This window comes from Agrobacterium sp. AGB01 (genome assembly GCF_014851585.1).
Lineage (GTDB): Bacteria > Pseudomonadota > Alphaproteobacteria > Rhizobiales > Rhizobiaceae > Agrobacterium.
The window spans coordinates 762,624-786,513 of the sequence record NZ_JACVAB010000002.1 but is presented as its reverse complement, the minus strand read 5'-3'; the positions used below and the strand labels follow the sequence as shown (position 1 = coordinate 786,513).

Genomic DNA, 23,890 nt, shown 5'->3' with positions numbered 1-23,890 from the left:
CGTTTTTGATTGTCCCTTTGATTGCCCGTTTTGATTGGTTTGTTGAACTTAACTCATCCGGAACAACTTACCCGGATTAAATATGTTATCGGGATCAAGTGACGACTTGATGGCGCGCATCAAATCCACTGCATCTCCCAATTCTTCCTGCAGGAAACTCAATTTGCCCTGCCCTATGCCGTGTTCACCCGTGCAGGTGCCATCCATCGACAGCGCGCGGCGATTAAGTCGTGCAACAAACTCTTCTGTCTTGGCTATGCTGTCAGCATCCTTGCCGTCAAACAACACCAGCACGTGGAAATTGCCGTCACCGGCATGACCGACGATCGGTGCAAGGAAGCCGTTTTCAGCAATGTCCTTTTGTGTTTCCACCACGCAATCAGCAAGACGCGAAATCGGCACGCAGACATCGGTGGACAAGGCATCGAGCTGCGGTGCCAACGCCCGGCAAGCCCAATAGGCGTCATGGCGAGCCTTCCACAGCTTGGCACGTTCCTGCGCGTCGCCTGTCCACTGGAAATCGGAGCTGCCAAACTCTGCCGCAATCTCGGCAAACTGCTGAGACTGCAATGCGGTTGTTTCTTCCGTACCGTGAAACTCCAGAAACAGTGTCGGCTTTTCTTGGTAGGAAAGGCCGGAATAGGCATTGCAGGCGCGGATCTGCACCTCGTCCAGAAGCTCGATGCGCGCCACCGGAATGCCCATCTGGATGGTCATGATCACGGCGTCGCAGGCAGCCTTGATCGTATCGAAGGAGCAGACGCCACCGGAAATCTTTTCGGGAATACCCTGCAATCTCAGGGTCACGGAGGTCAAAACGCCAAGTGTCCCTTCCGCCCCCACAAACAGCCGGGTCAAATCGTAACCGGCAGAGGATTTGCGCGCCCGCCTGGCGGTACGGATTTCCTCACCATTCGCTGTCACGGCCGTGACCGACAGCACATTGTCCTTCATGGTGCCGTAGCGTACGGCATTGGTACCAGAGGCACGGGTTGAGGCCATGCCGCCAATAGAGGCATTGGCACCGGGATCAATTGGGAAAAACAGGCCAGTATCACGCAGATAGGTATTGAGCTGCTCGCGCGTCACACCCGGTTCAACCGTCACGTCGAGATCTTCAGCATTGACCTCGATGATGCGGTTCATGCGGGTAAAATCAATAGAGATGCCACCAGATGGCGCATTGACCTGCCCTTCCAGCGACGACCCGGTTCCGAAGGGAATAACCGGCACCTTATGCTCTGCGCATGCTCTGACAACAGTCTTTACATCATAGGCATTTTCAACAAACACAACGCCGTCAGGCAGCTGCGTGGTCAGGTATGTCGTGGTGTGAGCGTGCTGTTCGCGGAAGGACTGGCCAGTCTGGAGCTTGTCACCAAGCTGCTGTGCAAGAACTTTCAAGACATTGGCAATGCCTGCCTCGTTTCTGGTTCCCGAAATTACATCCTTCAAAGCCATCGGCGATCTCCACGGCGGCATCGGTTTTTAGAAAAATCGCAACCGATTTTCAAAAGGTCCGATGCTTATTTCAATAGGCTGGAACAAGCTCCTTAAAGCATCAGCAAGGACGCGAAGTGCTCCAAAATGCACAAGCCGGACTCAACGTTATCACGCGAGCCCGGCTTGGTATGAGACACGATACAATGTTTGTCCAGCACTGGCATTCCCGCCAGCACTATGTTTACCGCAGGTTACTCCGCCGCAAGAAGTTGCTTGTCCTCTTCCAAAGCCCGGCGACGAATGGCCGTTTCCAATTCACGGTGCAGACGGATTTCCTCATCGGCCTGCGGCTTGGCGAAACGGGCCAGCAACACATAGGACACCGGCGTGATGTAGAGTGTCACTAGCGTCGCAAAACCAAGGCCACCCACGATAACCCAGCCGAGTGCAATACGGGCTTCCGCACCAGCACCCTGCGCCAGCACAAGTGGAACACCGCCGAGAATGGTGGCAATCATCGTCATCATGACCGGACGCAAACGAATGCTGCAGGCCTTCTCAATCGCCTCCCTTACCGTTTCCCCCTGGTCACGCAGGTGGTTGGCAAACTCCACAATCAGAATGCCGTTTTTCGCCATGACGCCAACCAGCAACACAAGTCCGATCTGACTGTAAACATTGAGGCTGGAGCCGGTCACCAGCAGCGCAATCACGGCGCAGGCAAGACCAAGCGGCACTGTCGACATGATGATGACGGAACTCAGCACACTTTCAAACTGTGCGGCCAACACCAGGAAAATAATGGCAATGGCAAAACCGAAGGTCAGCAACATGCCACTGGAGTTTTCCTGAAGCGTTGCGGCCTCACCCATTGGCAACAGGCGTGCACCCTGCGGCATGATAGATTGCGCCAGTTCATTGACCTTGGCGACGGCATCACCCAGCGCCACCCCCTCCTTCAGGCTGGCGGTAAAACCGACCGAAGGCAACTGCTGTTCACGGTTAAGCTGCGGTGCAACAGCTGTCTCCTTCAAGGTCGCAATAACCGACATCGGCACCATCCGCCCGTCCTTGGCCTTGAGGAAGATGTTTTCAAGGTCCGTCGGGTCATTGATGGGTCGGGTCGAAGACAACAGACGCACGGGAATGGCGTCGCCATCCACGAACACATCCACGATTGAGCGACCTTCCAGCAGCGACTGCATGGCACGCGCCAGACCGGTGATGTCGATGCCAAGATCGGATGCGCGTTCACGATCGATCGAAACAGAAAGCTGCGCCTGGTTTGGTTCATTGTCAAAACGCGGCGTGTCGAACATGCCGGTTTCGTCCATCGCCAACAGCAGCTTTTGTGTCGCCTGTGTCAGGGACTGATAGTTGCTGCCAACCATCGCCATGCTGAGACCATTACCCGCACCGCGAATACGAAGACTGTTGGGCTGTTGGGCGGTGGCGCGCAAACCTGGCACCTTCTGTGCAACAGCATTCACATCCTGCGCAATCTGGTTTTGCGTGCGTTCACGTTCGGACCAAGGCGCAAGGGTCATCACGATAAAGCCGGTGTTGGACGAACCATTCATGCCGGTGATCGAATAAATATTACGGATCTCGCCGCTGTCGCGCAGCGGCTTCAGCCCCTCTTCCACACGCTGTAATTGGTCACGGGTATATTCAAGGCCGGCACCCTGTGGCGCGGTTACGCGCATGAACAGCGACGAACGGTCTTCGCGCGGCGTCAACTCGCTCTGAACCAAGCCGAACGCAACCCACGAGGCACCCGCAAAAGCGACAGCCACGATAACGACGCTCAGTGGATTGTTGAGGCAGGAAGACAGCGTCCTTTTATAGGTGGAGGCAAAAACCTTCCCAAACCACGCCAGCGGCCCCGTCTGAACCTGCTCACCCTGCTTCAACATGCGCGAGGCAAGCATCGGGCACAGCGTCAAGGCTACGATGGAGGACAGGCCAACCGCAAAGGCCAGCACGAAACCAAACTCGCGGAACAGGCCACCAAGCTGGCCCGGCAGGAAGGACAGTGGAATGAACACCGCAGCCAGCGTTGCAGTTGTGGCAATAACTGCAAAGAAAACTTCCTGCGTGCCAAGAACGGCAGCGGCACGTGGCCCCATGCCTTCGGCGCGGCGACGCACGATGTTTTCAAGCACCACGATCGCATCATCCACCACAAGACCGGTCGCCAGAACGATGGCAAGCAATGTGAGAATGTTGATCGAAAAACCGATCATGTAGATCGCGACAATCGTTCCGATCAAGGCAACTGGCATGGTGATGGCCGGAATAAGCGTTGCCCGCCAGTCCCGAAGGAACAGGTAAAGCACCACCACAACGATGAGGGCGGAGAGGCCAAGCGCCAATTGCACTTCGTGCAGCGCGCCTTCAATGAATACCGCGTCATCACTGGTGATGACGATACGAGTGCCCTCGGGCAGGTTGGCCGACATCGCATCGACAGCGGCTTTGACACCGGTGGAAATATTCAGCGTGTTAGACTGTGCCTGACGCACGATACCAAGACCAACGCCTTGAACACCGTTAGAACGCAGCGATGTGCTTTCATCGTCCGCACCCAGCATGACGCTGGCAACATCGCGCAGCCGCACCTTGTCCTTGACCATCAGGTTTTCAAATTCGGCTGGTGTCGTGAGGTTTGCGGTAGCCCGCACCACAATATCCTGCGTGGCGCTTTTCAGCGACCCGGCCGGCACATCAAGTGCTGCCGTTCCAAGAGCTGTCGAGACATCGGTCACCGTCAGACCACGGCTGGCAAGGGCCGCCTGATCGAGATCAATACGAAAAACCTTGTCCTGGTCACCCGACAGTTCCACGTCGGCCACACCTTCAACGGCGGCCAGACGGTCAATGATCTCGTCATTCACCAGCTTGGTCAGATCTTCCATGCCAAGCGTCGACGAAGTGACCGCCAGTCGCATGATTGGCTGGCTGTCGGAATCCGCCTTTATGATCTGCGGTTCGTCCGCATCGTCAGGCATCTGGTTGGTGACGCGGCCAATGGCATCGCGCACATCATTGGAAGCAACGGCCAGATCAACCTTGTCGCCGAATTCAAGCGTCACACGGCTGCTGCCGAATTGCGACTGGGAAGAAATAGTCTTTACACCGCTGACACGGGCCACGGCACCTTCAATGGTCTGCGTCACTTCCTGGTCAATGGTTTGTGGTGAGGCACCGTCATAGGTGGTGCGCACAGTGATAACCGGACGATCGACGTCAGGCAATTCACGTACATCAACGCCAACCAGTGCCGCCAGACCGGCGACGACCAAAAGCGTATTGATAACGGCCGCAAGAATGGGGCGCCGAACGAAAAGCGCGGTGAAGGCGAGTTTGGAATCCTGGCCGCCTGGAGGCGTCTGGGTGGTCATTGATCCGCTCACTGACTTGCTACCTCCGGTGCTCTCGGCTGATTATTTGTACGCACTGCTCCGCCTTCACGAACGCGCTGCAATCCTTCTGTAACAAGTGGATCGCCTTCGCTAAGTTCCGCCTTCACCAGAACGGAATCCGGGTTACGCTGCACGATCTGGACGCGAACCTTGCTGGATTTGTTATCCACCACACGCCAGACATAGGAACCTTCCGCATCCCACTGCACAGCCAACGGATCGACGGATGGATAGTTTTCACCAGAGAAACGCATGGTCACCGAGAAGGACATGCCTGCTCTCAGATCGTCATTGGCATTGTTGAAGACGGCGCGAACCCGAATGGTTCTGCTAGCTTCATCCACGCGGTTATCAATGGCTTCAACTTCACCTTTGAAAACCTCACCCGGACGGGAGATCGAAATTGCCTCCACAGGCATACCCAATTTTATCGCGGTGGCGAACCGTTCTGGCGCCCAGAAATTCACCAGAATTTTCGAACGGTCATCAAGGCCGACAATGCTGGTTTGCGTCGTGGCGTTGTCACCAATATTGATTGCGACAATACCGGCGATACCTTCAATCGGTGCTACGATATTACGGCGTTTGAAATTGAGTTCGGCGGTGCTGAGCGCCAGCTTGGCAGCTTCCTCGGCAATCTGTGCATCCAGCACATCCAGGCGGGAAACGGATTTCAGATTGCTGTAGGAGGTGGATTTTTCAACCGCACTTTTGAGAGACACCTGCGCCTTTTCACGCTCAATGATTTGCTCGTCATCATCAAGTCGTGCCAGCACGTCGCCCTTTTTGACCTTCTGGCCGGATGCCACGAGAATTTCCGAAATAAGCCCGGATGCCTGTGGTGTGACCACAACCGACTGAATGGCCTCGCCATTACCAATGGCATTCATGCGGTCATTGATGGTGCCCATCTTGACCGGCGCAATGGACACCAGCGTTGCATTGCCGCCCTGACGACCCTGGCCGTTTCCACCACCCTGGCCTTGCGCACCGCCCTGGCGTTGCGAACCACCATTGCCCGTCGCATTGGCTGCCGTTTCCGCAGCCGGCTTTTCGGCCGACAAAATCCCGGCCTTGGCCAGGATATTGCGCCCGTCAGACGTATTAAGTGCCCACAGACAGACACCTGCGCCCACGACAGCCAGACTGACACCAACCTGCTTCCAAGCCTTCATGCAATTCTCCGAATGATATGCTTCGGGGCCAGCATGATAACGCTGCACACACCCCTATGTGATTTGCTCCAGTATCTTTGCTGGATTTGAACAACGCAATGCACAAAACCGTTTGTTACGTAATTGTAATTTGCGTCATTTTTTGAATTGAACCCATCAAATAAGTTCAATTTACAATAGTGTCACGTTCACTATTGTGACTGTTGTAAAACATGCCTTTTTTGATTTCCGCATTCATTTCAAAACCTGCACGGGAGACGTACAACATGTGCAATGCCTGCGTAATAAACGATATTAAAGACCGCATGCTTTCCAGGCGCAGCCTGTTCAAGGCCGCCGCAGCGGGAACGGTAACAGCCGCAGCCGCCACATTCGGAAGCGCACCGGTCGCCATGGCGCAAGCCGCCAGCAGCGTTACAGACATGACCCATGAACTGCATGAGGATTTCCCGACCTTCTTCGGCGAGCAGCAATTTTTCAAGGACCAGAAATTCAATTACGCCGAACACAAATTCAACCTGTTTGAACTGCGGGTCAACGAACACACCGGCACCCATGTAGACGCACCCCTTCACTTCTCCGAAAACGGCACGTCGGTTGCCGAAATTCCGGTTGGCAATCTGGTGGTACCGCTCGCCGTTATCGACATCCGCGAAAAGGCAGCATCCAATCCAGATGCGGAAGTCACGCCCGATGACATCAAGGCTTGGATCTCCAAAAATGGCGACTTGCCGGAAAATGTCTGCGTCGCCATGTTGTCCGGCTGGCAGCAGCATCTGGGCACGGACAAGTTTCGCAATGCAGATGGCGAAGGCAAGATGCACTTTCCCGGCTTCCACGTAGAAGCGGCAAAATACCTGCTGGAAGAAAGCAAGGCCGCAGGCATTGCCGTCGACACACTGTCGCTCGACTTCGGCAAGTCGCCGGATTTCGCCACCCATTACGCCTGGCTTCCGGAAAACCGCTGGGGTCTGGAAGGTATCGCCAATCTGGACAAGGTTCCGGTCAAGGGCGCAACACTTGTCGTCGGCGCACCGAAACACCGTGGCGGCACCGGTGGGCCTGCCCGCGTTTTCACACTCGCATAATTCGGCAACCTGCTGACCAAAAACGGAGGAAACATTGATGAGCACCGTCTCCAAAACACAAGATCCGGAAACAAATCCGCGTGTGAAGGCGGTGTTCGACGATATCCGTGCGACACGAAAGTCCGACTTCATCAACAATATGTGGCTTTACCTCGCCTTTGATGCCGACCTGTTGGAAAAGACATGGGGCGAGGTAAAGGCTGTGATGGCAACACCATCGGCGCTTGATCCTTTGACCAAGGAGCTGCTTTATATTGCCGTGTCCGTCACCAATGGCTGCTCCTATTGCGCCCATTCCCATACCGCTGCCGCCAAGGCGAAGGGCATGACGGATGAACAACATGCCGATCTTGTCAGGGTGATTTCGCTTGCCGCCAAAACCAACCAACTGGCAACGGCGCTGCAAGTGCCGGTCGACACGGTTTTCGACGCCGATCAGAAAAGCTGACCCTCAAAATGCACCGATAGAGGTGTTTTGACGGCTGAAACGGGAATAAAAGCAGAACATGCTTCTGGCCTTTCAGCCCCGAATCACTACATTGGGCCGCATGAGCAACAATTTTGATGATATCCCGTTCTTCGATGAAGAACCGGCAGAGCCACGCAAGCCAGCACCAGCGCCACAACAGGGCAGCGGTCTTGGCATTGCAGCCCGCGCCATGGCAGCGCGTGATCAGGCGCGTCCCGCCCCCGATTATCTCTCTGGCCTGAACGCAGAACAGCGTGAAGCCGTGGAAACACTGGAAGGCCCGGTTCTGGTGCTGGCCGGCGCAGGCACCGGCAAAACTCGCGTGCTGACCACACGTATTGCTCATATTCTGGAAACCAAACGCGCCTTTCCAAGCCAGATCCTGGCGGTGACCTTTACCAACAAGGCCGCACGCGAAATGAAGGAACGTATTGGCGTTCTGGTTGGCGGGGCCGTTGAAGGCATGCCATGGCTCGGCACGTTCCACTCCATCGGTGTCAAGCTGTTACGCCGTCACGCTGAACTCGTCGATCTGCGGTCGGATTTCACCATTCTCGATACTGACGACGTCGTGCGGCTGATCAAACAGCTCATTCAGGCCGAAGGTCTGGATGACAAGCGTTGGCCCGCCAAGCAGTTTGCTGGCATGATCGACAACTGGAAAAACAAGGGGCTAACTCCGAAAGACATTCCGGAGGGTGACGCGCGCGCCTTCGCCAATGGCAAGGGACGTGAGCTCTACACCGCCTATCAGGCCCGGTTGAAGACGCTCAATGCCTGCGACTTCGGTGACCTGCTGCTGCATCCGATCAGCATGTTCCGTCGCAACCCGGATATCCTCAACGAATATCACCAGAAGTTCCGTTACATCTTGGTCGATGAGTATCAGGACACCAACACTGCACAATATATGTGGCTGCGGCTTTTGGCGCAGCGCCCCAAGGGTGAAGTGCAAAACGTCTGCTGCGTGGGTGATGACGACCAGTCCATCTATGGCTGGCGCGGTGCCGAGGTCGATAACATCCTGCGTTTCGACAAGGATTTTCCCGGCGCAAAGGTCATCAAGCTGGAGCGCAACTACCGTTCCACCGAACACATTCTCGGCGCTGCCGGTCATCTGATTTCACACAATGAAGGCCGGCTTGGCAAAACGCTGTTTACCGACCGCGTTGATCCCGATGACGAAAAGGTCATTGTGCACGCCGCCTGGGATTCCGAAGAAGAAGCCCGTGCAGTTGGCGAAGAAATCGAACAGTTGCAGCGTCAGAGCCATAATCTCAACGACATGGCGATCCTCGTGCGCGCCTCGTTTCAGATGCGTGAGTTTGAAGATCGCTTCGTGACGCTGGGGCTGAACTACCGCGTTATCGGCGGCCCACGCTTCTATGAACGCCTCGAAATTCGCGATGCCATGGCCTATTTCCGCCTCGTCTGCCAACCGGCTGACGATCTGGCCTTTGAGCGCATCGTCAACACACCGAAGCGTGGACTTGGTGACACCACCATCCGCAACCTGCATGACTATGCACGGGCCCGCGATATTCCGATGCTGGCGGCTGCCGCCGATATTATCGAAACGGATGAATTGAAACCGAAGGCCCGCAAGGCGCTGTTCGATGTGATTCAATCTTTCAGAAACTGGCAGCAACGGCTTGAAACCACGTCACATATCGAACTGGCCGAGCAAATTCTCGAAGAGTCCGGCTATACCGACATGTGGAAGGCCGACAAGTCGGCCGAAGCACCGGGCCGCCTCGACAACCTGAAGGAACTGATGCGCTCGATGGAAGCATTCGAGAGCATGCGCGGTTTCCTTGAACACGTGGCACTGGTCATGGACGCCGAGCAGAACGAAAACCTCGATGCCGTCTCGATCATGACGCTGCACTCCGCCAAGGGTCTGGAATTCGACACCGTGTTCCTGCCCGGCTGGGAAGAAGGGCTGTTTCCGCATCAGCGCGCACTGGATGAAGGTGGACGCTCCGGGCTCGAAGAAGAACGCCGCCTTGCCTATGTCGGCCTCACCCGCGCCAAGCGCCGCTGCCATATCTGGTTCGTATCCAACCGCCGTATTCACGGCCTGTGGCAATCGACCATGCCGTCGCGCTTCCTTGAGGAGCTACCGGCAAACCATGTCGATGTTGCCGCCTCCGACAATAATTACGGCGGATATGGTGGACGCGGCGGTTACGGCCAGTCCCGTTTCGACAAGGCCGATCCCTTCGCCAATGATTATTCGACCCCCGGCTGGAAACGTGCGCAGGCCAATCGATCTGACGCAACGCGTGACAACTGGGGCAGCCGCTCAGGCCACGCTGTGGAACGTATTGGTTATGGAGAAAGTGGTCCGAAAGCCCGCACCATTGATGGCGAGCTGGTTGCCAAATCCGTATCCGAAACGCCATCGCGCTTTAATGTGGGCGATCGCGTGTTGCACATGAAGTTCGGCAACGGCAACATCACGACAATTGAAGGCAACAAGCTGACCATCGATTTTGATCGCGCCGGCCAGAAACGTGTGCTGGATGGATTTGTTGAGAAGGTCTGAGGCGTCACAAACTGACGTCTCTGGCACCAGCCCTAGCTCACCTCACCCGGTGTAAAACCAAAGATGTAGATGGCAGCGATAACGACTGCGATTGCAAAAATGAAAGCCACAAAGGTAATCATTCGGTGGAGTGGTTTGCGTGTTGTCTGTTTCATGGACAGGAAACGGCCCAGCCGTAAATTCCGTTCCCAACAAAATCGGATACAGTCGTCGCCCACCACCCATTCACGTAATTTGATTCCGTATCAAAGAGATATCGGCTAAAGCTGAATCAGATTTTCAGCATTTGGCCTCCCATGACACAAACGACAAGCTCTCCTCGCCTCAACCCGTTGCATCTGGCGGCCGCCTTCGGTAGCGGCTGCCTATTGACCCTGATGGTGCATTTCAATGGCATGTTGGCCCATTACGGCAACGCCATGTTCTCCTCATGGACCGCCCATGGCACAGGCACAATCGCCGCCCTGATCTATCTTGCCATTCTCTACAAGAAACCCAAGCCGGGTGAGATTGCCAAACCCAAGGCACCGCTCTGGGCCTATTTCGGTGGCGTCGTGGGTGCCGCCATCGTCATGCTGACATCAAGCGCCGTCAACTCACCGCTCGCACTGTCGGGCACCATCGCACTTGGACTGGGTGGACAGGTCATCTTCAGCCTTGCAGCCGACCTCTGGGGTTTCTTTGGCCTGCCACGTCGCCGACCAGATGCGCGCGACCTCTGCGCCGTTGCCCTGATCCTTGGCGGCAGCGCCCTTATCATTCTGGTTGGGAGAGCGGCATGATCCTGTGGATTTCCATGGCCTTCGCAGGCGGCGTCTTCGTCGCTCTCAGCCGCCAGATCAACGGCCGTCTCAGCCTGTCAAACTCGCCGCTGATTGCGTCCTTCTGGAACCATATTGTCGGTTTTGTCGTGCTGACACTGCTTGGCCTCGCAGTTGGCGGCCTGCTGCCTGAAGGTGCGGCTGACGCGCCCTGGTACGCCTTTATCGGCGGACCGATCGGTGTGGTGTTCATTGCCTCGGGAAGCTGGCTCATTCCGCGCATTGGTGCGGTCAATACCGCACTTCTGGTCATCAGCGGTCAGATGGTATCGGGTGTGGTGCTGGATCTGTTCAGCAATCAGCCGCCAAAGATCTGGGCAAGTGCCCTCGGCGTGCTGCTTATTCTGGCAGGAATGGCGCTCACCCAGCGCCGCCCCAAATAAGCGTCTTAAAACGGCCGGTCAGCCTTTTCTTGAAAACAGGCTGGCCAGTGTCTTCGTGGTACCTTTGCTGTCCTTGTCGACAAACACCGGTTTCGATTCCAGGCGAGAAACCACAACAATGCGGTTGACGTCACCACGTTTGAAGGCCGCCAGGAACTTCGGATATTCCTTGAACACCACGCAACCATTGGATTCACCGCGTCTGGCCAGCATGTAGGTATGCGCCAACAGGCCGTTGCGGCCGTGCGGGTTGACGCCGCTTTCCGGTGTCAGACGAAGGGCCTCGACACCGTGGAACAGCGCTTCACGCATCGTCAGCTTGTAGGACGATGGCGGGGTAGACCCTTTCATCTTCACATGCACATATTTCGGATTGTCGCGCATCGAACCGAGGCCGGAATGAGCCTCCAGCTTGTCGCCATTGGGCATGTGCACCGTCGCGGTCTCGATTTCATAGACAGCAGTTCTGGCACCCATGGCAGACGGTCGGGACGCTACGCTTGGAATGATTGGTTTTTCCGGACGCAGCATTGCAACTTCTTTTTCCACCGCTTCCGTGCCGGTTTTCGGCTGGGCAGCAGGTGAGATTTTTGCAATCTGTGGGCGGAATGATGGCAGCGGAATGCTGTCAGGCATATCCTGCGCCGTCTCAGGTGCCGCTTCCGGCGCTGATCCATTCAAAATAAGGTCGAAACGGCGGCTGGCAGAAGCATTGGCATCCGGCTTCACCTCGACAAGCGCCGAGAGCGAGCTTGTGCTTGGTTTCATCGGTGCGGCACTGGCCAGAAGCGTTGCCTCACGCAACGCCTTGTCCATTTTCACCTTCGCCAGTCGAAGCTCGGTGCGTTTATGGGCAGCCTTGATACCTTCAGAAGTCAAACTCGCCATGCGAACCTGGTCTTCCGACGGTTTTCCAAGGCGGGAAAATTTGTTGATACGCACATCATGGCTTCCCGAAGGCAGCGAAACGGGCACATGTGCGGCAATGGCAATCTGCGGCTTGTTAGCGTGCGAAGGCGTCAGAGAAGCGTGCACACTCTGCATCGTGGAGACAGTAAATCCCATCCAGACGGCAACAGTAATGACAACACCGGACACAATGGTAACCGGACTTATCATCTTGTTTTTTCTGAAAGAACGAACTCTACGGCCCGACGATACGGGTTCGCCAAAGGTGTGCACCTTAGTCGCCATGGTACTCATTACCTAACACGTTACTCTGCTCCCGGACACGCAGATAAAAACCGGGCACTCTGCACCGGCCTGCCCCACAGGAAGCGCCGATCACATAAAACAATGGCAAATTATGGTAACCAAACCCTTTACGCCGAAGATTCATTCTTCGATTATTTTTGGATTAGAACTCGCCATTCATTCCAACCTGCACGCCGACAGAGCCGCCGGGCGCATCACCGATCCATTCACCACCAAAGGGTAGTCAACATCCAGCATATGCGCCACGACAAAGCTGGTGGCAAATTCACCGCTATAGGTCGCAACATTGGTCGCCCGGGAAGTTTTTCCAGGTGCTGATGGTGTTGGTGCGCCCGTCATCGCCATGGCCGCAGCAATCCCCTTATCCGCATCCCTGCGGTTGCGATCGACCGTCGTCTTAAGCCTGGATATGTCACTATTAAGGCTAGTAATATCAAAATCCGTGGTGGCGAGATTGCCGTTGGCATCCGCCGTCACCAGTTTGACCGGACCGACCTGTGCCGCACGACTGGCGGCCGAGCCTATGCCCGTCATGGTATAGGTATTGGATGCCGTGCCCAGCGCCACCTGCGCCGATGCAGTTCTGGCACAGATAAGCGCCGACAAACTGAGGGAGGCAATTGACTTGTGTCTTGATTGCACACCGGAAGCAGCGTACCCAAAACGATATCGTCCCCAAGGAGGAGCCAACCATGAAAGCGTTGTTGCTGATCGATATCCAGAACGGGTTTTGCCCCGGAGGTAATCTGCCGGTTGCCGAGGGTGACAGGATCGTTCCCATCGCCAATGCGCTCATTGAAAATGGCGGTTACGACCTGATCATCGCATCACAGGATTGGCACCCGGAAAATCACGGCAGTTTTGCTTCCCAGCATGCCGGAAAAGAACCGTTCGACATGGGTGAACTCTCCGGCAAGCCACAGGTCATGTGGCCGGACCACTGTGTACAGGGTACGTCAGACGCACAATTCCACCCGGATTTAAACACCGACAGTTTCGACTATGTGCAACAAAAGGGTGAGAACCCGGCCGTCGACAGCTACTCTGCCTTTCGGGACAACGATCAGGCTGCCGTCACCGGCCTTGCCGATTATCTGACCCGTCAAGGTGTGACATGCCTCGACATTTGCGGGTTGGCCACCGATTATTGCGTCAACTTTTCCGTACAGGATGCAGTGGATATGCTGCCTGACGTCAAGGTGCGTTTCATTGAGGACGCCAGCCGCGGCATTGATCCAGAAGGCGTCAAGGCAGCCATTGCAGCCATGCGTGCCAAGGGTGCTGACATCATCACCAGCATGGATATTCTGGCCGCCTGAGGCGACGTTTTTACCTTATTACTTAGGGATGGTCTTTTCGAGAATATCGATATCTGACGCAGCGTCTTCCATACGCCGCGTCACGGCGGTCAGCGCATCATTCAGCCCGCGATTGTAAAAGCGTGGGCCGAGTTCGGCAGACAGGAAGTCCAGCAACATTTCGCCCTGAAGCCCGCTGATCTCACAATCCAGTTCTTCACTCAGATGTTTGCGGATACGGCTGACGAGATCGGTTTTTTCCTGTCTGCTAAACTCGATAATACTCAATGCAGCGTCCTTCCCGACTCTCGATTTCAGCGGTTTCGATACCAAAAATGGCGCACCGCAGGCAATGCTTCACAAAATTCAATTTATCAATCAAAGCAATTGCATTGCATCCGCAGGATCACCGCTCTAGAGCGTTGCCTGACTAAATTGATCTGCTGCGGTCATTTGCACCGAACCATCCAACACACATTCGGTTTAGTCAGGAAACGCGCCTGTAGCGCGCAAGGAGAATACCCATCAATGGCACACGCAGACTTCAAAACTGGCCTCAAGGGCGGTTTTCTCATCGCATTGTCAGCGGCACCCTTCGGCTTGCTGTTTGGCGCCGTGGCGGTGGACAACGGCCTGACCATGTTCGAAGCGGTGCTAATGAGCGCAACTCTCTATGCAGGCGCCAGCCAGCTGGTGGGGATTGAACTGTTTGGACAAAAGATCGAGGCCTGGCTGGTCATCCTGTCGATCTTTGCCGTCAACTTCCGGCACATTCTTTATTCGGCAGCCATGGTGCGCCCCCTCGCCCACTGGTCGCTCGGTCGCAAGCTGATCGCCTTCTTTTTCCTGGTCGATCCACAATTTGCTGAATCTGTGCGCCGCAATGAAAACGGTGAAAAGATTTCCTTCTCCTGGTACATGGGTTTTGCCCTTGCCATCTATTTCCCGTGGCTGGTCACCACCGTTCTCGGCGTGATGTTCGGAAAGCTGATCGGTGATCCACGCGCACTCGGTTTTGACGTGCTGTTGCCAATCTATTTTATGGGCATGGTGCTCGGCTTCCGCAAAAGACAGAATTTCTATCCCGTCATGCTCGCAAGTGGCATCGGCGCCATCGTCGCTTTCCATGTGGTGGGTTCGCCCTGGCACGTCAGTCTCGGTGCCTTTGCTGGTATTCTGGTGGCTGTGCTGCTGCCTCCGGCACCGAGCCATATAAACAATATTGAAGATGCCGGGGAGCAGAGCCTGTGAGCGACCTTTTCAACACCTATACGCTCTGGCTGATCATTGCTGGTGCAATCGCCACCTATATGACGCGCATTGGCGGTTATCTTCTGATGACCCGCATGAAGTCCATTCCGCCACGCGTCGAGGCCGGATTGAATGCGGTACCGGTCGCGGTTTTGACCACGCTGGTCACGCCAACCTTTTTTGACGGTGGATACGAGGTCAAGGCCGGCATGATCGTCGCCCTGATCGTCGGTTTGCGCTTTCCCGGTCTGACCATGCTGTTTGCCGGATGGTTGCTTGTCGTCACCACCCGGCATTTTGTCGGTTAAGGCCTAACACCTCAAACTGCGGCAGTGGCCTGATCAAGCCATGCCAGAACAGCCTCGTCGCTCAACAGCGGCGAGATTTTCTCCCGTACATTGGCATGATAGGCATTCAGCCAGTCACGCTCTTCTGCCGTCAGCAACTCTGCCACCACCAGACGGCGATCAATCGGGCACCATGTCAGCGTCTCAAAAGCAAACATCGGCAGATCACCACCCTCAATCTGTTCAGGCTCTGCCACATAGATAAGGTTCTCAATACGAATGCCAAACTGACCGGGACGATAATAACCGGGTTCATTGGACAGGATCATGCCCGGCAGAAACTCCTGTGTGGCAAGACGGGCAATGCGCTGCGGCCCCTCATGCACCGAGAGATAAGAGCCCACGCCGTGGCCTGTACCATGTCCGTAATCGACGCCGGCTTTCCACAGGGCAATACGCGCCAACGGATCGAGATCGCAACCACGCGTGCCCTTGGGGAAACGAGCCGCACTGATGGCAATCATACCTTTCAGAACAAGTGTGAAGAACTTCTTCTGCTCATAGGGCACGTCACCAATTGCAACCGTGCGCGTAATGTCCGTTGTGCCATTCACATATTGAGCGCCGGAATCGATCAGGAACATTTCGCCAGCATTCAACATGCGGTCGGTCGGTGTCGTGACGCGGTAGTGGATGATCGCCGCATGTTCACCGGCACCGGAAATGGTGTCGAAGGAAATATCCTTGAGCGGGTTCTGCATGCGGGACCCGACATGAGACCGAGTACGCTCCAGCATTTTGACCGCTTCGATTTCGCTGACGCTGCCCGGCTTGGCATTATCCAGCCAATAGAGAAACTCCACCATGGCTGCGCCATCCTGTAGATGGGCAGCAACACTGCCGTTCAGTTCGGCTGAGTTTTTGCAAGCACGTGGCAGCTTGGCAGGATCAACAACCTCAACCAACTCCCCACCGGCAAGCGTAATGGCATTGCGTAGGGCAACCGGCGCAAGATCGGCGTCAACGGCAATCCTTGCCCCGTCCTTGGCGTGCCGGCGCAGACGTGCCTCAATTTCGGATGGCGGCAGCTGCACGGCCAGCTGCGCCAGATAGGCCTCTACTTCGATGCCGGTCTTGCGCTTGTCGAGGAAGATTTCGGCCGTGCCATCTGCAAAAACCAATGCACGTGCTAAAGGATGCGGCGTGTGCGGCACGTCATTGCCGCGGATGTTGAAAATCCACGCCACGGAAGACGGCTCACCGATCAGCACAGCCTGCAGGTTTGCAGCGGTCAGATCCTGAGCAATGGTGGCAATCTTCTTACGCGCCAGAACGCCGGCATGCATTTCCGTCTGAATTGTCACCGCGCCCAAAGGCTCGGATGGCCGGTCTTTCCACACGGCATCAAGCGGATTGTGCTGCAGGAGAACGATCTCACCGCCAGCATCTTTCAGCGAAGCCTCAAGTCGGCGCAGTTCAGCACCGGTGTGCAGCCATGGATCAAGACCCAAACGGAAACCCTTCGGGGCATTTTTCTTCAGCCAGATCGGCGGGGGTGCATTAACCAGATCGCCACCGGTGAAGACATCACCATCCACCTGCTCAACCAGCTGCGTGGTGTAGCGTCCGTCAACAAACACGATGGCTTGGGTGCGCGTCACTAGAATGACACCGGCCGAGCCAGTAAAACCGCTGAGCCACGACATGCGCTCGGCCGAGGCCGGTACATATTCGCCTTGATAGTCATCCGCGCGCGGCACCAGAAAACCGTCGATACCAAGAGCATCAAACGAAGCCCTCAAGGCCTCAACCCGCTCACGGCCATATTGCGGGGCGGAAGTGGTTTCGAACGACTGAAACATGAACTGCTTTCCAAAAGATTCCATTGTGGCCGCGAATTTATCGCCGCGCTGCTGATGGGTCCAGCCGAAAGAACGGCGCGAAACCGGCGACACCTAAAAAACCATCAGGAAGGCGCAGCATTTGCATATGTTTTGCGCAAAAAAGCCGCAATCTGCATACGAGCCACCACCAGCCATGCATCATGCGCATAACACCATTGAGGTGAGCCACCTACCTGAAATGAAAAGTATAACTTATGTTGTAGTCATCGAAGGGAACACGACGTTTCCTTCAGTATGTAAGGAACACGGCAATGGCAAAATCTTTCTTCCGCACAGCTTTCGATCGCGTTATTGAAGCTCGCGAGCGTCAGGTCGGCCGTTACGTAAACGGCGCGCTCCTGAACCTTGACGACCAGTCTCTCAAGGCTCTTGGCACCAGCCGCGAAGAACTTCGCCGCAAGGGCACCAGCTACGTATTCTGATTATTAAGCCCGGCTTGCTTTCTCCTCCTCCCGAAGTGGCCTGGCATCGGAATACGTTTCCCGCTCGAGCACCCTCCCAGCTCGCGGGCGATCAGCATGACTGATCGAAAGGCGACGCGAAAGCGTCGCCTTTTTTATTGGCGCCATGTCAAAACATGGACAAACATCTTTGCATTTGATGCATTGCTCTAAAAAAATCCAATTGCAAATCGACGGCGGACACGCCCGCCCACTCGCCAAGACCATCAGATATCAAGCAAAAGCGCGCTTAATTGCGCACGTAGCTGTAATTTGCGAAGGCGGACACTACTTGCGCAGGTGAATCGTCACCCAGCCATTGCGCCAGATGGTGCGAACATGGCTTAGATGCTCGCCATTATAGGCAGCCAGGACCTTCCAGCGCTGCGATGCCAGAATTCCGGACAGGATTACCGAACCACCCGGAGCAAGATGCGCAACCAGTTGCGGCGCCATCTTGATCAGTGGCCGCGCCAAAATATTGGCGATGATCAGATCAAACGGGCCATGTTTGGCAAAGGCATCCGAATGGAAACCAGGGGCCGTTTCCAACGTCATGCCTTGCGCTATACCGTTGAGGCGCACATTTTCCTTGGCGACACGCACCGCAATCGGATCGATATCGGTGGCCAGAATCGGAATGCGGCGCATCTTGGCAACGGCGATTGCCAGAACACCACTGCCGGTGCCCAGATCAAGCGCATTACGCACGGTACGGGCCCGCACAACCGATTCAATCATTTCAAGGCAGCCAGCGGTCGTGCCGTGATGACCGGTTCCGAAGGCCTGCCCGGCTTCGATCTCAATCGAGATATCGTTGACGCGAACCTTGTCGCGATCATGAGAACCGTGAACCAGGAAACGCCCTGCCCTGACCGGCTTCAGGCCTTCAAGCGACTTGGCAATCCAGTCGATGTCGGGAATGATCTCACGCTGTACGGCAAGATGCGGGAACGAGTTTTTCAGAAGTGTGTCGAGACGCTCGCGCACTTCCTCTTCTTCTTCCAGCAAAAGATAGACGGATGCTTCCCAGATGTCCTTCTTTTCATCGACCTCGGTCGTGGCGATGGCAATGCCATCTTCCTCGAACACCTCGGTCATGACATCCAGTACCTGACCGGCCTCGATTTCGGTGGTCGTCACATAGAGGCGGATCTCGCTCACGGCAGCATCTCTTTCGGAAAATATCGGACTTGCCTGCCTTTGCCACAAAAGCAGGCGCAGTCCAATACCACCAGAGAAGAAACCGGCATTAACCCTTCAGGAGATTTTGCAGTTTCTGGACCGCGACATCAGGGTTTTCGCCGTAGGCAATGGTGCTGACGAAACGTCCCTGCGCATCCAGCAGGAAAACCGACGCAGTATGATCCATGGTGTATTCACCGTTCGGATCTTTTTCATCCACTGGCACCCGCTTGGCGTAAACGCGGAAGCTCTTGATCATTTCGGCAATCTTGTCCGGCTCGCCGGCAATACCAGTGATACGGCTGGTGACGTTGGAAATATACTGACCAAGAATTTCCGGCGTATCACGCTCGGGATCAACCGTTACGAAATACCCCTGCATCTTGTCGCCGGCCGGATCAACCTTCTCCATCCAGCCATTCAGCTCGAAAAGGGTTGTCGGGCAGACTTCAGGGCAATGGGTAAATCCGAAAAACAGCGCCGTCGGTTTGCCCTGGAAGGCCTTTTCGGTGATTGGCTGGCCGTTTTGGGCAACAAGCTGGAATGGCGCGCCATAAGGGCCTTCCGTCATATGCTGTTTTGACTCAGACAGCGCAAATGCCAGCCAGGTAACAACACCGCCCAGAAGGACAACAACACACCAGAGAACGATACGGACTTTTTTCATGCCAGATCAGCCTTCACACCAAATTTGATGACCACCAATGCGGCAGCATCCCAGTCTCGAAAGCAAATAATCAAACTTGCCCCTGATCGCAAATCAACAACCAGTTGATTGGAGGGACTGCGCGGATTTGCCGCCCTCGCCTACGCCGTCAGGTCAAAGGCACCAAGAAAGACCGGTCTGCGACAGGGTGAGGAAAATATCGACGCCATGCGTCATCCAGCCCTGGAATGCCAGCAGGCTGACACCCAGAAAGCTCAAGACGGCCACAGCCATCAGCAGCATGTGATTTGTGTTTCGCACTAACGTCGACATGCCCTGATGATAACATCGATGCCCCTCACCAACAACAGGACCAAAAACTGAAAGCCTGAGAAAAGACGCCGTTAGTAAAAGGTTAAACGGTTACAGTGCATGATCATCATGCGGTCTTCCAAGATAGCGACATGACGTCTGCCGGGTTTTCCAACAACCGGTCTTCCGCATTACCTGCCATTATGAACACCCGGACTTTAGCGCGTCCAGAACCGCCAGGAAGAATTCAGACCATGACGAATGCAATCAAGCAATCGGGTTCTCATCTCGAAATCGTTTCCTTCCATCTTGGCGATCAGGAATTCTGCATCGACATCATGGCAATCCGTGAAATTCGTGGCTGGGCACCAGTTACGCCTATGCCGCACACGCCTCCTTACGTTCTCGGCCTTATCAACCTACGTGGCGCCGTTATTCCTGTCATCGACATGGCCTGCCGCCTTGGTATGAAAATGACTGAACCTTCGGAACGCTCTGCCATCATCGTTACCGATATCGGTGGCAAGCTGGTTGGGCTGCTGGTGGAACAGGTTTCCGACATGATGACCATCCGTTCGGAAGACCTGCAGCCGACACCGGAAATCATTCCTGAGACCCAGCGTAGCTTCTCGCACGGCATCGTCGCGCTTGAGAAAAGCATGGTCTGCTTCCTCAACCTCGATACGGTCATCGCGGAAGAACTGTCCCGCGAAGCCGCTTAAGACTTTACATTACTGAGATTTTTGAAACGGCAGGCCTTACGGCTTGCCGTTTTTCCATGTCGGGTTCTGCCCGTAGAGCGGTACGGTTGAAATTGCCATCTTGGCCGAACCATCGGTCAATTCGCGGGTGTGCACCAGATAGATCAAGGTATCATTCGGCTTGTCGTAAATGCGGGTCACCAAAAGCTTCTTCCACACCAGCGACATGCCCTGACGGAACACTTCCTCACCATCCTTGGACAGATCGATATCACCGATCTCGACCGGTCCCGTCTGGTTGCAGGAAATGGCGTTGTTAGACGGGTCTTCAAACCAGTTGCCGTTTTTCAGCCGGTCAATGACGCCACGCTCAAAATAGGTCACGTGGCAGGTCACGCCCTTCACTTCCGGATCGGCTACCGCCTCAACGATAATGTCGTTGCCAATCCAGTCGACGCCGACTTCACCAACCACCTGCGCATGCGCAGCGGTGACCGGAACCGCAACGAGCAAGCCAACCATAAGTTTTCGTAACAGGGATAATGCCATTCCAGCCTCCATTGACTATCCCAAAGATAGGATCACGGAGAAAGATGGCAAGTTGAAAGGCGTGTGTTTTAACGCCGCCGCATGGTGCAGGGCTCATAGCCAGTCGAATGGACCTTACCGGCCACCATGCCGATCTTGCTGGGAATATCCCTGATCTCTGGCACTTCGATCGATTTGGCCATTTGGATGGCCGCAGAGGCACACACCAGAGCGTCCTCGGCGGCATTGTGGTGCACAAAGCGCAGGCCCAGGTGCCCGGCGATGATGTTGAGTTTGTGTGAGGGCAATTGCGGCCAGATCTTCTGGGACATTTTCACGCTGCACAGATAAGAAAACGTCGGATAGCTCTGCCGATACTTGTCAAAGCAGGCGCGCAGCACGCTGAAGTCGAAGGCCGCATTATGGGCAATCATCGTCGCACCCTGAAAATCATCCAGAAACTCGTCCATTACCTCCGGAAATTCCGGCGCATCTTCAACCGTTTCCGGCCGAATGCCGTGAATGGAGATATTGAACGATGAAAAGCGCATGTCACGCGGACGGATCAATCTTTCCTCCACCCGCACCACCTGACCATTCTCTACCCATGCCAGACCGACAGAACAGGCGCTGCCGCGCTCTTCATTGGCAGTTTCAAAGTCGATGGCGATGGTCTTCAAAGGACGATTCCCGATTGGTTCTTGCGCACCGCATAATACAATTTCCCCTGACATAGAACCGCTTCATGCCGGCCCGTTGGCCAGAACGACAAACGCCTTGTTTAAAAGCAAGTTTCGGGTGGCACGACTCACAAATCTCGATACACCAGTATCCATCACACATATTTCGTCGGGGCACGGCAATGGCAGCGATACAACGGCAGATGAACGCCAGCGAATGGGCCATGCTCATTGCCCTGTCGGTCCTGTGGGGCGGTTCCTTTTTCTTCATCGGCGTTGCGGTAAAGGAACTGCCACCGTTGACCATCGTCACGCTCCGTGTCGGTCTGGCGGCTATTGCGCTGCTCATCGTCTGCCGTGTCATGGGGTTGAAGCTGCCAAGAGAAGGCCGCATCTGGCGCGCCTTCTTTGCCATGGGCATACTCAACAACATCATCCCCTTTTGCCTGATCGTCTGGGGCCAGACGCATATCGCCAGTGGCGTTGCCTCCATTCTCAACGCAACAACGCCGTTGTTTACCGTCATTGTCGCGCATTTTCTGACGGTTGATGAAAAGCTGTCACCCAACAAGCTGACCGGCGTGCTGATTGGCTTCGTTGGCGTTGCCACCATGATCGGTCCTTCTGCCCTTGGCGGCAGCGGATCAAATCTTTGGGGCCAGCTTGCCATTTTGGGTGCAGCCACGTCTTACGCCTTTGCCGGTATCTTCGGCCGCCGTTTCAAGACCATGGGTGTTGCACCACTGATGACAGCAACCGGCCAAATTTCATCGTCAACCCTGATGTTGATCCCGGTTGCTCTACTGATCGATCAGCCGTGGACACTGGCCATGCCAAGCGCTGCCACCTGGGGCGCCTTGCTCGGCATCGCCCTGCTCTCCACCGCGCTTGCTTATCTACTGTTCTTCCGCATTCTCTCCACCGCCGGTGCCACCAATCTTGCGCTTGTCACCTTCCTCATTCCGGTCAGCGCCATTCTACTCGGCTCGCTGTTTCTCGGTGAACAGCTGGAAATGAAGCATTTTGTCGGCATGGCGATGATTGCCGCCGGTCTGATTGCCATTGATGGACGCTTGTTGCGCCGCCTGAAAGCGGCGGGCTGATCCAGACCCGACGCTCTCTATTACGGCTCCCAATAGGGCGGTGAACCAAACGCCTTACGCAAATGATCAGCCAGCGCTCTCAGCTTTGCAGACGGCCGCCGTCCCTCCGAATGGGCGATGTAGATAAATTCATCTTCTGCCTGTAAGCCGACATCGATCACGGTCAGGCTGCCATCCCTGATGGCAGGGCCGGCAATAAAGGTTGGCAACAGGGCGATGCCAAGCCCCGCCACCGCAGCGTCGCGGATCATATCGCCATGATTGACCCGCAGGGCGACCTTCGCCCGAACGATGACGGCACCGTTTGGGCCGACAAACCGCCAGTCCGCGACACCACGATTGGTGTAAAAAATTCCGCGATGTCCCTCCAGTTCAGCGGCATTATGGGGCGTTCCATGCTGTTCGAGATAGTCAGTTGATGCCACCAGCAGACGTCGGCTGGGCGCCAGCTTCCATGCCATCAATCGTGAATCAACAATCGGCCCATGCCGCACCACCGCATCAAATCCGGCAGACGACACATCGACACGGCGGTCATCCATATCCAGACTGACTTCGAGCGCCGGGTTCTGTAACAGAAACGGATAAAGCGCCGGGCCAAGATGCAGCCGACCAAAGGTCACAGGCGCAGACAGGCTGAGAGCGCCCTTGAGATCACCACGCCGCTCGGCCATGTCATCCGTGGCATCCCGCACCTCGTTGACGATGCGCACTGCCCTTTCCAGAAAGGCACTGCCATCTTCCGTCAGGCTGAGGCTGCGGGTTGTTCTGTGCAGCAGTGTCGTGCCCAGAACACGCTCGAGCTCTGACAGCCGGTCGCTCACTACCGATTTCGAAAGATTGAGGCGGCGCGATGCCTCGCTGATCGACCTGGATTCTGCAACGGCGACAAATGCGGTTATGCCTTCAAGCTTCATCATTGTTCGGTTTTTCCGGAAAGCTGAGCCAACACTTGCAGACTAATCAGAACGATTGGAAAAAGCCATAT

At 55.5% G+C, this 23,890-nt stretch carries 24 protein-coding genes; 11 read left to right on the top strand and 13 right to left on the bottom strand.

The annotated features are described in order from the left end of the window. Nucleotides 1-48 precede the first annotated feature (48 nt). The 3 genes from IB237_RS10370 to IB237_RS10360 form a co-directional block, all read right to left on the bottom strand. Nucleotides 49-1,461 (bottom strand): FAD-binding oxidoreductase, encoded by a 1,413-nt coding sequence (locus tag IB237_RS10370; protein ID WP_192488548.1) that lies wholly within the window; start codon nt 1,459-1,461, stop codon nt 49-51. Between the two features lie 233 nt (nt 1,462-1,694). Then, nucleotides 1,695-4,847 carry an efflux RND transporter permease subunit gene (locus IB237_RS10365; RefSeq protein WP_192488547.1) on the bottom strand — a complete coding sequence of 1,051 codons (3,153 nt, stop codon included), beginning with the start codon at nt 4,845-4,847 and terminating at the stop codon, nt 1,695-1,697. A gap of 8 nt (nt 4,848-4,855) precedes the next feature. Beyond that, a complete protein-coding gene (locus tag IB237_RS10360; RefSeq protein WP_192488546.1) occupies nt 4,856-6,043 on the bottom strand; it encodes an efflux RND transporter periplasmic adaptor subunit in 1,188 nt (395 codons plus the stop codon). Nucleotides 6,044-6,309: 266 nt separating this feature from the next. Here IB237_RS10360 and IB237_RS10355 point away from each other — a divergent pair, with 266 nt between their 5' ends. From IB237_RS10355 to IB237_RS10335, 5 genes are all read left to right on the top strand, one after another. Beyond that, the gene (locus tag IB237_RS10355; RefSeq protein ID WP_192488545.1) at nt 6,310-7,131 is read left to right on the top strand and encodes a cyclase family protein; all 822 of its coding nucleotides are present in this window, start codon (nt 6,310-6,312) and stop codon (nt 7,129-7,131) included. 37 nt (nt 7,132-7,168) lie between these two features. After that, the gene (locus IB237_RS10350) at nt 7,169-7,579 is read left to right on the top strand and encodes a carboxymuconolactone decarboxylase family protein (protein WP_192488544.1); all 411 of its coding nucleotides are present in this window, start codon (nt 7,169-7,171) and stop codon (nt 7,577-7,579) included. A gap of 100 nt (nt 7,580-7,679) precedes the next feature. Beyond that, nucleotides 7,680-10,148 carry an ATP-dependent helicase gene (locus IB237_RS10345; RefSeq protein WP_192488543.1) on the top strand — a complete coding sequence of 823 codons (2,469 nt, stop codon included), beginning with the start codon at nt 7,680-7,682 and terminating at the stop codon, nt 10,146-10,148. Nucleotides 10,149-10,444: 296 nt separating this feature from the next. Then, nucleotides 10,445-10,930 carry a DMT family transporter gene (locus IB237_RS10340; protein WP_192488542.1) on the top strand — a complete coding sequence of 162 codons (486 nt, stop codon included), beginning with the start codon at nt 10,445-10,447 and terminating at the stop codon, nt 10,928-10,930. Then, nucleotides 10,927-11,352 (top strand): DMT family transporter, encoded by a 426-nt coding sequence (locus tag IB237_RS10335; RefSeq protein ID WP_192488541.1) that lies wholly within the window; start codon nt 10,927-10,929, stop codon nt 11,350-11,352. The genes IB237_RS10340 and IB237_RS10335 overlap by 4 nt, the downstream gene beginning before the upstream one ends. Nucleotides 11,353-11,370: 18 nt before the next feature. Here IB237_RS10335 and IB237_RS10330 read toward each other — a convergent pair whose 3' ends face one another. After that, complete coding sequence (locus IB237_RS10330) at nt 11,371-12,471, bottom strand: DUF2778 domain-containing protein (RefSeq protein WP_246787789.1); 1,101 nt, start codon at nt 12,469-12,471, stop codon at nt 11,371-11,373. A gap of 252 nt (nt 12,472-12,723) precedes the next feature. Further along, on the bottom strand, nt 12,724-13,173 hold the full coding sequence (locus IB237_RS10325; RefSeq protein WP_192488905.1) for a hypothetical protein: 450 nt from the start codon (nt 13,171-13,173) through the stop codon (nt 12,724-12,726). An 86-nt stretch (nt 13,174-13,259) separates the two neighbouring features. Here IB237_RS10325 and pncA point away from each other — a divergent pair, with 86 nt between their 5' ends. Then, nucleotides 13,260-13,886: a bifunctional nicotinamidase/pyrazinamidase gene (pncA, locus tag IB237_RS10320; RefSeq protein WP_192488539.1), complete on the top strand. Its 627-nt coding sequence runs from the start codon at nt 13,260-13,262 to the stop codon at nt 13,884-13,886. 18 nt (nt 13,887-13,904) lie between these two features. Here the strand turns inward: pncA and IB237_RS10315 are convergent, their stop codons facing one another. Then, nucleotides 13,905-14,153 carry a DUF2164 domain-containing protein gene (locus tag IB237_RS10315; protein ID WP_192488538.1) on the bottom strand — a complete coding sequence of 83 codons (249 nt, stop codon included), beginning with the start codon at nt 14,151-14,153 and terminating at the stop codon, nt 13,905-13,907. A gap of 240 nt (nt 14,154-14,393) precedes the next feature. On the opposite strand from IB237_RS10315, the gene IB237_RS10310 reads away from it, so the two are divergent. Further along, nucleotides 14,394-15,116 carry an AzlC family ABC transporter permease gene (locus IB237_RS10310; RefSeq protein WP_192488537.1) on the top strand — a complete coding sequence of 241 codons (723 nt, stop codon included), beginning with the start codon at nt 14,394-14,396 and terminating at the stop codon, nt 15,114-15,116. Continuing rightward, nucleotides 15,113-15,424 (top strand): AzlD family protein, encoded by a 312-nt coding sequence (locus tag IB237_RS10305; protein ID WP_192488536.1) that lies wholly within the window; start codon nt 15,113-15,115, stop codon nt 15,422-15,424. Before IB237_RS10310 ends, IB237_RS10305 begins: the two co-directional genes overlap by 4 nt. A gap of 11 nt (nt 15,425-15,435) precedes the next feature. On the opposite strand, the gene IB237_RS10300 is transcribed toward IB237_RS10305, so the two are convergent. After that, entirely contained in the window at nt 15,436-17,265 is a 1,830-nt protein-coding gene (locus IB237_RS10300; protein WP_192488535.1) for an aminopeptidase P family protein, read from the bottom strand. A gap of 293 nt (nt 17,266-17,558) precedes the next feature. On the opposite strand from IB237_RS10300, the gene IB237_RS10295 reads away from it, so the two are divergent. Continuing rightward, entirely contained in the window at nt 17,559-17,729 is a 171-nt protein-coding gene (locus tag IB237_RS10295; protein WP_192488534.1) for a hypothetical protein, read from the top strand. A 306-nt stretch (nt 17,730-18,035) separates the two neighbouring features. Here IB237_RS10295 and IB237_RS10290 read toward each other — a convergent pair whose 3' ends face one another. The 3 genes from IB237_RS10290 to IB237_RS26430 all read right to left on the bottom strand — a co-directional run bounded on the left by IB237_RS10290 (nt 18,036) and on the right by IB237_RS26430 (nt 19,881). Further along, nucleotides 18,036-18,911, bottom strand: a complete 876-nt coding sequence (locus tag IB237_RS10290; protein WP_192488533.1) for a 50S ribosomal protein L11 methyltransferase — start codon at nt 18,909-18,911, stop codon at nt 18,036-18,038. 88 nt (nt 18,912-18,999) lie between these two features. Next, nucleotides 19,000-19,599 carry an SCO family protein gene (locus IB237_RS10285; protein ID WP_192488532.1) on the bottom strand — a complete coding sequence of 200 codons (600 nt, stop codon included), beginning with the start codon at nt 19,597-19,599 and terminating at the stop codon, nt 19,000-19,002. A 153-nt stretch (nt 19,600-19,752) separates the two neighbouring features. Further along, a complete protein-coding gene (locus IB237_RS26430; protein ID WP_256435703.1) occupies nt 19,753-19,881 on the bottom strand; it encodes a hypothetical protein in 129 nt (42 codons plus the stop codon). 263 nt (nt 19,882-20,144) lie between these two features. Between IB237_RS26430 and IB237_RS10280 the strand changes: the two genes are divergently transcribed. Further along, nucleotides 20,145-20,612: a chemotaxis protein CheW gene (locus IB237_RS10280; RefSeq protein ID WP_192488531.1), complete on the top strand. Its 468-nt coding sequence runs from the start codon at nt 20,145-20,147 to the stop codon at nt 20,610-20,612. A 36-nt stretch (nt 20,613-20,648) separates the two neighbouring features. Here IB237_RS10280 and IB237_RS10275 read toward each other — a convergent pair whose 3' ends face one another. Then, nucleotides 20,649-21,140, bottom strand: a complete 492-nt coding sequence (locus IB237_RS10275) for a CreA family protein (RefSeq protein WP_192488530.1) — start codon at nt 21,138-21,140, stop codon at nt 20,649-20,651. A gap of 68 nt (nt 21,141-21,208) precedes the next feature. Beyond that, nucleotides 21,209-21,799 (bottom strand): 3'-5' exonuclease, encoded by a 591-nt coding sequence (locus tag IB237_RS10270; RefSeq protein ID WP_192488529.1) that lies wholly within the window; start codon nt 21,797-21,799, stop codon nt 21,209-21,211. 182 nt (nt 21,800-21,981) lie between these two features. On the opposite strand from IB237_RS10270, the gene IB237_RS10265 reads away from it, so the two are divergent. Then, nucleotides 21,982-22,902 (top strand): DMT family transporter, encoded by a 921-nt coding sequence (locus IB237_RS10265; RefSeq protein ID WP_246787787.1) that lies wholly within the window; start codon nt 21,982-21,984, stop codon nt 22,900-22,902. A 20-nt stretch (nt 22,903-22,922) separates the two neighbouring features. Here the strand turns inward: IB237_RS10265 and IB237_RS10260 are convergent, their stop codons facing one another. Beyond that, complete coding sequence (locus IB237_RS10260; protein WP_192488528.1) at nt 22,923-23,822, bottom strand: LysR family transcriptional regulator; 900 nt, start codon at nt 23,820-23,822, stop codon at nt 22,923-22,925. Nucleotides 23,823-23,890 lie beyond the last annotated feature (68 nt).

Bases quoted from the DNA above. Each gene is read 5' to 3' on its own strand.
- pncA (WP_192488539.1), top strand. From the start codon at position 13,260: ATGAAAGCGTTGTTGCTGATCGATATCCAGAACGGGTTTTGCCCCGGA.
- IB237_RS10335 (WP_192488541.1), top strand. From the start codon at position 10,927: ATGATCCTGTGGATTTCCATGGCCTTCGCAGGCGGCGTCTTCGTCGCT.
- IB237_RS10310 (WP_192488537.1), top strand. From the start codon at position 14,394: ATGGCACACGCAGACTTCAAAACTGGCCTCAAGGGCGGTTTTCTCATC.
- IB237_RS10295 (WP_192488534.1), top strand. From the start codon at position 17,559: ATGGCAAAATCTTTCTTCCGCACAGCTTTCGATCGCGTTATTGAAGCT.
- IB237_RS10360 (WP_192488546.1), bottom strand. From the start codon at position 6,043: ATGAAGGCTTGGAAGCAGGTTGGTGTCAGTCTGGCTGTCGTGGGCGCA.
- IB237_RS10370 (WP_192488548.1), bottom strand. From the start codon at position 1,461: ATGGCTTTGAAGGATGTAATTTCGGGAACCAGAAACGAGGCAGGCATT.
- IB237_RS10275 (WP_192488530.1), bottom strand. From the start codon at position 21,140: ATGGCATTATCCCTGTTACGAAAACTTATGGTTGGCTTGCTCGTTGCG.
- IB237_RS10365 (WP_192488547.1), bottom strand. From the start codon at position 4,847: ATGACCACCCAGACGCCTCCAGGCGGCCAGGATTCCAAACTCGCCTTC.
- IB237_RS10280 (WP_192488531.1), top strand. From the start codon at position 20,145: ATGACGAATGCAATCAAGCAATCGGGTTCTCATCTCGAAATCGTTTCC.
- IB237_RS10340 (WP_192488542.1), top strand. From the start codon at position 10,445: ATGACACAAACGACAAGCTCTCCTCGCCTCAACCCGTTGCATCTGGCG.
- IB237_RS10265 (WP_246787787.1), top strand. From the start codon at position 21,982: ATGGCAGCGATACAACGGCAGATGAACGCCAGCGAATGGGCCATGCTC.
- IB237_RS10300 (WP_192488535.1), bottom strand. From the start codon at position 17,265: ATGTTTCAGTCGTTCGAAACCACTTCCGCCCCGCAATATGGCCGTGAG.
- IB237_RS10350 (WP_192488544.1), top strand. From the start codon at position 7,169: ATGAGCACCGTCTCCAAAACACAAGATCCGGAAACAAATCCGCGTGTG.
- IB237_RS26430 (WP_256435703.1), bottom strand. From the start codon at position 19,881: ATGCTGCTGATGGCTGTGGCCGTCTTGAGCTTTCTGGGTGTCAGCCTG.
- IB237_RS10260 (WP_192488528.1), bottom strand. From the start codon at position 23,822: ATGATGAAGCTTGAAGGCATAACCGCATTTGTCGCCGTTGCAGAATCC.
- IB237_RS10285 (WP_192488532.1), bottom strand. From the start codon at position 19,599: ATGAAAAAAGTCCGTATCGTTCTCTGGTGTGTTGTTGTCCTTCTGGGC.
- IB237_RS10355 (WP_192488545.1), top strand. From the start codon at position 6,310: ATGTGCAATGCCTGCGTAATAAACGATATTAAAGACCGCATGCTTTCC.
- IB237_RS10345 (WP_192488543.1), top strand. From the start codon at position 7,680: ATGAGCAACAATTTTGATGATATCCCGTTCTTCGATGAAGAACCGGCA.
- IB237_RS10330 (WP_246787789.1), bottom strand. From the start codon at position 12,471: ATGATAAGTCCGGTTACCATTGTGTCCGGTGTTGTCATTACTGTTGCC.